Here is a 6121-nt window from a genome sequence, read left to right on the forward strand (position 1 = left end):
GTCACATGGGTTAGTGCCCGGCGTGGTGCAGGTGCCGCCTAATGGCCAACCGATTGTGCTCATGGCCGATGCGCAAACTACCGGCGGTTATCCGCGTATCGCCTGTGTTATCGAAGCTGACCTGTATCAACTGGCGCAGATTCGACTTGGCGAACCGATTCACTTTATCCATTGCACTCTGGAAGAAGCGCTGCTGGCGAAGCAGCATCAACAGCGCTCCTTTGACCAAATTGCCTGGGGGCTTGCACATGAAGATTGATCTTAACGCTGACCTCGGCGAAGGCAGCGCCAGCGATCAGGAACTGCTGACGCTGGTGAGTTCGGCCAACATTGCCTGTGGTTTTCACGCTGGTGATGCGCAAACCATGCTGCAATCGGTGCGCTGGGCCAAAGCCTCGGGTGTGGCGATTGGTGCCCATCCCAGCTTCCCGGATCGCGAAAATTTTGGTCGCACCGCGATGCAGCTGCCACCGGAAACGGTGTATGCGCAGATGATCTATCAGATCGGCGCACTGAAGAGCATCGCCGAAAGTGAAGGTGAGCGTTTAGTGCATGTGAAGCCACACGGCATGCTGTACAACCAGGCCGCGGCGGACGCAACGCTCGCCGACGCGATTGCCCGCGCGGTGAAAGCGATCGATCCCGCATTGATTCTGGTCGGTCTGGCGGGCAGTGCTTCCATCAAGGCGGCTGCGCATCATGGCTTGCGCACGCGGGAAGAGGTGTTCGCCGACCGTGGCTATCTGGCAACCGGCGCACTGGTGCCGCGCAGCCAGCCAGGCGCGATGATTGAAGAAGCCGAGCAGGCGCTGGCGCAAACGCTCACTATGGTGCAGCAGCGTCAGGTGAAGAGTATCAGCGGGGAGTGGGTGCCGGTGAATGCAGAAACCGTGTGTCTGCATGGCGATGGTGCACACGCGCTGCAATTTGCGCGCACGTTGCGTGCGGCTTTTGCTAACCATCAAATTACTGTGACCAGCGCATAACAAATAACAACTCGCCCGATCTGTATCGGGCTTTTTATTTCTGATTAGGGGAAAAACATGGATAACGTGGTCAATCTCTGGCCGTTACTCGGCATTGCCGCCATCGTTCTGGGATTCGTGTTGCGCTTTAACCCGGTGCTGGTGGTGATTGTTGCCGGTTTTGTGACCGGCCTGACCGCGCATCTGCCGCTGGCCGATATTCTGGAGAAACTTGGTTCCGGCTTCCTGAACACCCGCAACCTGCCGCTGATTTTGCTGCTGCCGCTGGCCGTGATCGGTTTGCTGGAGCGCCACGGTTTGAAGGAGCGCGCACAAAGCTGGATCGCGCAGATCAAAACCGCGACGGCGGGCCGTTTGCTGATTGTCTATCTGTTCGTGCGTGAAATCACCGCCGCACTCGGTTTAACCAGTCTCGGAGGCCATCCACAGATGGTGCGTCCACTGCTGGCACCGATGGCAGAAGGCGCCACAGAAAACCGCTATGGTGAAGTGCCCGATGAAGTGCGCCATCGCTTGCGCGCCATGTCGGCAGCCACCGATAACGTCGGGCTGTTCTTTGGTGAAGATATCTTTGTCGCATTCGGCGCGATTATCTTCATGCACAACTTTATGCAGGAGTCGGCAGGCATTAGCACCGAGCCGCTGCATATCGCCTTGTGGGGTATTCCCACCGCACTCTGTGCCTTCCTGATCCATTCGGCGCGACTGGTGCGCCTTGACCGCCAGCTGGCGCGTGAATTGGGTGCCATTAATCAGCAGGCGTTGCACGCCAAAGGCGGGAAATAATGTTTCAGCAACAATATCTGATGTGGCTGGCAGGGGTGATCCTGCTGGTGGTCGCCGTTCTCTCCTGGCGTGATGCGGCTAACCCAAGACGCTTTACGACCGGTTTATTCTGGGCGCTGTATGGCCTGATGTTCCTGATTGGTGATGGTGCTTATCAACTAATGGGGCAGTGGGCAGGCGATGCCGCTGCGGGTAAACGCATGCTGCACATTGGCGTCGGCGTTGCGGTGGTGTTGATGGCGTTAATTGCCGGTTTCGGCGGCGTGCGCCTCGGCAGCTATCATCAGCGCAGCGATCAGCAGAAACGCGAAAGTGCACAGCGTCTGCGTAATAAGCTGTTTTTACCCGCGCTGGCGATTCCGGTGGTCACCGTGATTGGTGTGCTGGCGTTTAACAACATCCCGGGTTTGCAAGATGCTGTGTTTGGCCCGGGTAATCATTCAACGTTGGTGACCCTGTTCTCGATGATGGTCGGCTGCGTGCTGGGCTGGATCATCGCGCTGCAAATCACCCATGAAAAACCGCTGCAGTCGATGCAGGAAACTCGCCGCCTGCTGGATGCAGTGGGTTGGGCATTTATTCTGCCGCAAATTCTTGCCACGCTTGGTCTGTTATTCACCAGCGCGGGCGTCGGCACTGCGATTTCACATCTTACTGAACAGTATCTGGCAGTGGACAATCGCCTGATTGCGGTTGCGGTGTATGCGATTGGCATGGCGCTGCTGACCATGGTGATGGGTAATGCGTTTGCCGCCTTCCCGATAGTGACGGCTGGCATTGGGATTCCTATTCTGGTGCTGCAACACGGCGGCAATCCGGCGGTCATGGCGGCAATTGGCATGTTTTCTGGCTATTGCGGCACCTTGATGACGCCGATGGCGGCGAACTTCAACATCGTACCCGCGCGCTTACTGGAGTTGCCGGATCGAAACGGGGTGATCAAGGCTCAGGTGCCAACCGGTGTGCTACTGTTGGTGGTAAACGTATTCCTGCTCTACTTCCTGATGTTCTTATGAGGTCGCAATGAAAACGGTATTGATGACGGCGTTTGAGCCGTTCGGTGGCGAAACCATTAACCCTTCATGGGAAGCGGTGCGCAGTTTTGACGGTAAAGAGATTGCCGGAGCCCGAATTGTGGTGCGCCAGCTACCCGTGGTGTTTGCCACCTGCGGAAAGGTGCTAACGCAAGCGCTGGATGAGATTCAACCTGACCGAGTATTGTGCGTGGGCCAGGCCGGTGGGCGTGTTGATATCACCGTCGAACGTGTGGCGATCAACGTGGATGATGCGCGTATTCCCGACAACGATCAGCAGCAGCCGATCGACCAGCCCATCGTGATGGATGGACCTGCCGCCTATTTTTCCACCTTACCGATTAAAGCGATGGTTGCAGCACTGCGCGAAGTGGGTGTGCCGGCCTCGGTATCGCAAACGGCCGGGACATTTACCTGTAACCACGTGATGTACAGTCTGTTGCACTGGCTGAAGACCACCAACAGTCCGGCGCGCGGGGGCTTTATTCATATCCCCTATATGCCGGAACAGGCGGTGAACCATCCCGGCGTCGCCAGTATGGCGACGGCCAGCGTGATCCTGGCGCTGGAAACCTCGTTGCAGGTGATGCTGAGCACTGAAAATGACATCCGCGTGGTCGGTGGATCGACGCATTAACAGGAGACGTTATGCCTGAAGGACCGGAGATCCGCCGTGCGGCGGATCAACTGGCAGCGGCGATGGAAGGCAGGCCACTCACTGATGTGTGGTTTGCCTTTCCTGAACTGAAAACCTACGAACCGGCACTAATGGGTGAAACCATTACGGCTTTTGAAACACGTGGCAAAGCACTGCTGACGCATTTTTCGAATGGCTTAATTCTCTATAGCCATAATCAATTGTACGGCGTGTGGCGTGTGGTGCCGACCGGCACTGAACCCAACACTTCGCGGCAGTTGCGCGTGCGGCTGGCAAACGCCGAACAGACCATCCTGCTCTATAGCGCTTCGGATATTGAACTGCTCAATGCAGATACCGTCGGCGCACATCCCTTTCTGCAGCGCGTGGGGCCTGATGTGCTCGATGCCACTTTAACGGTGGCAGAGGTGCGTGAGCGGCTGCTATCGCCGCGTTTTCGTCGCCGTCAGTTCAGCGGATTGTTACTCGATCAGGCCTTTCTGGCGGGATTGGGTAACTACTTGCGTGTGGAGATTTTATGGCATGCCGGATTGCTGGCGTCGCATCGGGCGCAGGATCTCACTGAGGCACAGCTCAATGCATTAAGTGAGGCGATGCTGGCGGTGCCACGTTTGTCGTATCAGATGCGCGGCAGTATGAAGAAATACCATGCCGATGCGGCGTTTCGCTTTGAAGTGTTTCATCGCCAGGGCAAGAGATGTCGGCGCTGCGGCACGCTGATTGAGAAGGGCACGCTATCGTCGCGGCCATTTTACTGGTGCCCGGGATGTCAGTTTTGACGCCATAATGCGATCAATAAAAAAGCTGCCATCTCAATGAAATGGCAGCCTTTCTTTCACACTCATTTAGCTGTGGATTACTTTTTCAGCGCCGAGTTAAATGGACGCTCGGTGTAACCGGTGTACAGCTGACGTGGACGCGCAATCTTCATGCCTTCGTCGTGCATCTCTTTCCAGTGTGCAATCCAACCCACGGTACGCGCCATCGCGAAAATAACGGTAAACATGGAAGAAGGAATACCCATCGCTTTCAGAATAATGCCAGAGTAGAAATCGACGTTTGGATAGAGTTTACGCTCGATGAAGTACGGGTCGTTCAGCGCGATATGTTCCAGCTCCATCGCCACTTCCAGCAGGTCATCTTTCATACCCAACTCATTCAGCACTTCGTGACAGGTTTCACGCATCACGGTGGCGCGAGGGTCATAGTTTTTGTAAACACGGTGACCGAAGCCCATCAGACGGAACGAATCGTTTTTGTCTTTCGCGCGACGTACGAATTCTGGGATGTGCTCAACGGTGCTGATCTCTTCCAGCATACGCAGGGTAGCTTCGTTGGCGCCACCGTGTGCCGGTCCCCACAGTGAAGCGATACCCGCAGCGATACAGGCAAATGGGTTTGCACCAGAAGAACCGGCGGTACGCACGGTTGAGGTAGAGGCGTTCTGCTCATGATCAGCATGCAGAATCAGAATACGGTCCATGGCGCGTTCCAGCACCGGGTTCACTTTGTACTCTTCACACGGTGTGGCGAACATCATATGCAGGAAGTTGCCTGCGTAGGACAGGTCGTTACGTGGGTAAACGAACGGCTGGCCAATCGAATATTTGTAGCACATCGCTGCCATGGTCGGCATTTTGGACAGCAGGCGGAAGGCAGCGATTTCACGGTGACGTTCAATGTTGACGTCTAAGGAGTCGTGATAGAACGCCGCCAGGGCGCCAGTGACACCACACATGACCGCCATCGGATGCGAGTCGCGGCGGAAGCCATGGAACAGTCGGGTGATTTGCTCGTGGATCATGGTGTGGCGGGTAACGGTGGTGCGGAATTCTTCAAACTGGGCTTGGGTCGGAGCTTCGCCATTCAGCAGGATGTAACACACTTCGAGGTAGTTGGAGTGGGTTGCCAGTTCGGAAATCGGGAAGCCGCGGTGTAACAGAATGCCTTCATCACCATCAATAAAAGTGATTTTAGATTCGCATGACGCAGTAGAGGTGAAACCGGGATCGAAAGTGAACAGGCCGTGATTGCCAAGTGTGCGGACATCAACAACGTCTTGTCCCAGCGTACCTTGCATCACATCCAGTTCAACGGAAGCATTATCTTGTAGGGTTAGCGTCACTTTTTTATCTGTCATTTTTCGTCTCCATAGCGCCTTAGTAGGTAAGGATCTTAGACACCAGAATAGCCTTCATGTTGTATAAAACCACAATCTTCACAGTATCACTCTGCGGTAACGTTTGTCGTGCAGGGTTACAGGGAGATGTATTAGGGCCAGTCGTTGGCGTTCGGGCATGACATGCTGAACAGCGCGGATGTTAAAGATCCTATCACGACATAACTTCTTGGTAACCAATAACCTGATACTTTGTGTTGCTCGTAAAGGCAATGTTACATAACTTGAGCTTAGGGGAAAGTGTATCCCCATAACTTTTGTGCATCATAGGGCTTTAATGCGTTTGTTTGTAACTGAAATGTTGATCTTTTGTCAAATCAGATAATTAAAAATGTATGAATTGTGAAATTCGTGAGTCGGATCACTGTTCAGCCTAAATGTGACCAAAGAGATTGTAGGGGAATTGTAATCAGAATGTGATCCTCCTATACTGCCGCCAGGTCTCCGGAATACCCTGACACCAGGAGCCACCCAGCGT

At 54.7% G+C, this 6121-nt stretch carries 6 protein-coding genes and 1 pseudogene; 6 read left to right on the forward strand and 1 reads right to left on the reverse strand.

All coding sequences use genetic code 11. The annotated features are described in order from the left end of the window. The 6 genes and pseudogenes from RT340_RS21225 to nei all read left to right on the forward strand — a co-directional run. Window positions 1–259: pseudogene (locus RT340_RS21225) on the forward strand (allophanate hydrolase subunit 2 family protein); the annotation flags it as partial. Then, window positions 249–986 carry a 5-oxoprolinase subunit PxpA gene (pxpA, locus tag RT340_RS21230; RefSeq protein ID WP_097117419.1) on the forward strand — a complete coding sequence of 246 codons (738 nt, stop codon included), beginning with the start codon at window positions 249–251 and terminating at the stop codon, window positions 984–986. The pseudogene RT340_RS21225 and the gene pxpA, both read left to right, overlap by 11 nt. Before the next feature lie 57 nt (window positions 987–1043). After that, window positions 1044–1772 (forward strand): DUF969 domain-containing protein, encoded by a 729-nt coding sequence (locus tag RT340_RS21235; RefSeq protein WP_313377664.1) that lies wholly within the window; start codon window positions 1044–1046, stop codon window positions 1770–1772. Then, entirely contained in the window at window positions 1772–2788 is a 1017-nt protein-coding gene (locus tag RT340_RS21240) for a DUF979 domain-containing protein (RefSeq protein WP_211728098.1), read from the forward strand. The genes RT340_RS21235 and RT340_RS21240 overlap by 1 nt, the downstream gene beginning before the upstream one ends. 7 nt (window positions 2789–2795) lie before the next feature. Continuing rightward, a complete protein-coding gene (gene pcp, locus RT340_RS21245; RefSeq protein WP_058962137.1) occupies window positions 2796–3443 on the forward strand; it encodes a pyroglutamyl-peptidase I in 648 nt (215 codons plus the stop codon). A gap of 11 nt (window positions 3444–3454) precedes the next feature. Further along, window positions 3455–4243 (forward strand): endonuclease VIII, encoded by a 789-nt coding sequence (gene nei / locus RT340_RS21250; protein WP_097117417.1) that lies wholly within the window; start codon window positions 3455–3457, stop codon window positions 4241–4243. Window positions 4244–4320: 77 nt separating this feature from the next. On the opposite strand, the gene RT340_RS21255 is transcribed toward nei, so the two are convergent. Further along, window positions 4321–5604, reverse strand: a complete 1284-nt coding sequence (locus RT340_RS21255; RefSeq protein ID WP_034829145.1) for a citrate synthase — start codon at window positions 5602–5604, stop codon at window positions 4321–4323. Window positions 5605–6121 lie beyond the last annotated feature (517 nt).

The organism is Pantoea sp. CTOTU50773, from assembly GCF_032082325.1.
Taxonomy (GTDB): domain Bacteria; phylum Pseudomonadota; class Gammaproteobacteria; order Enterobacterales; family Enterobacteriaceae; genus Pantoea; species Pantoea communis.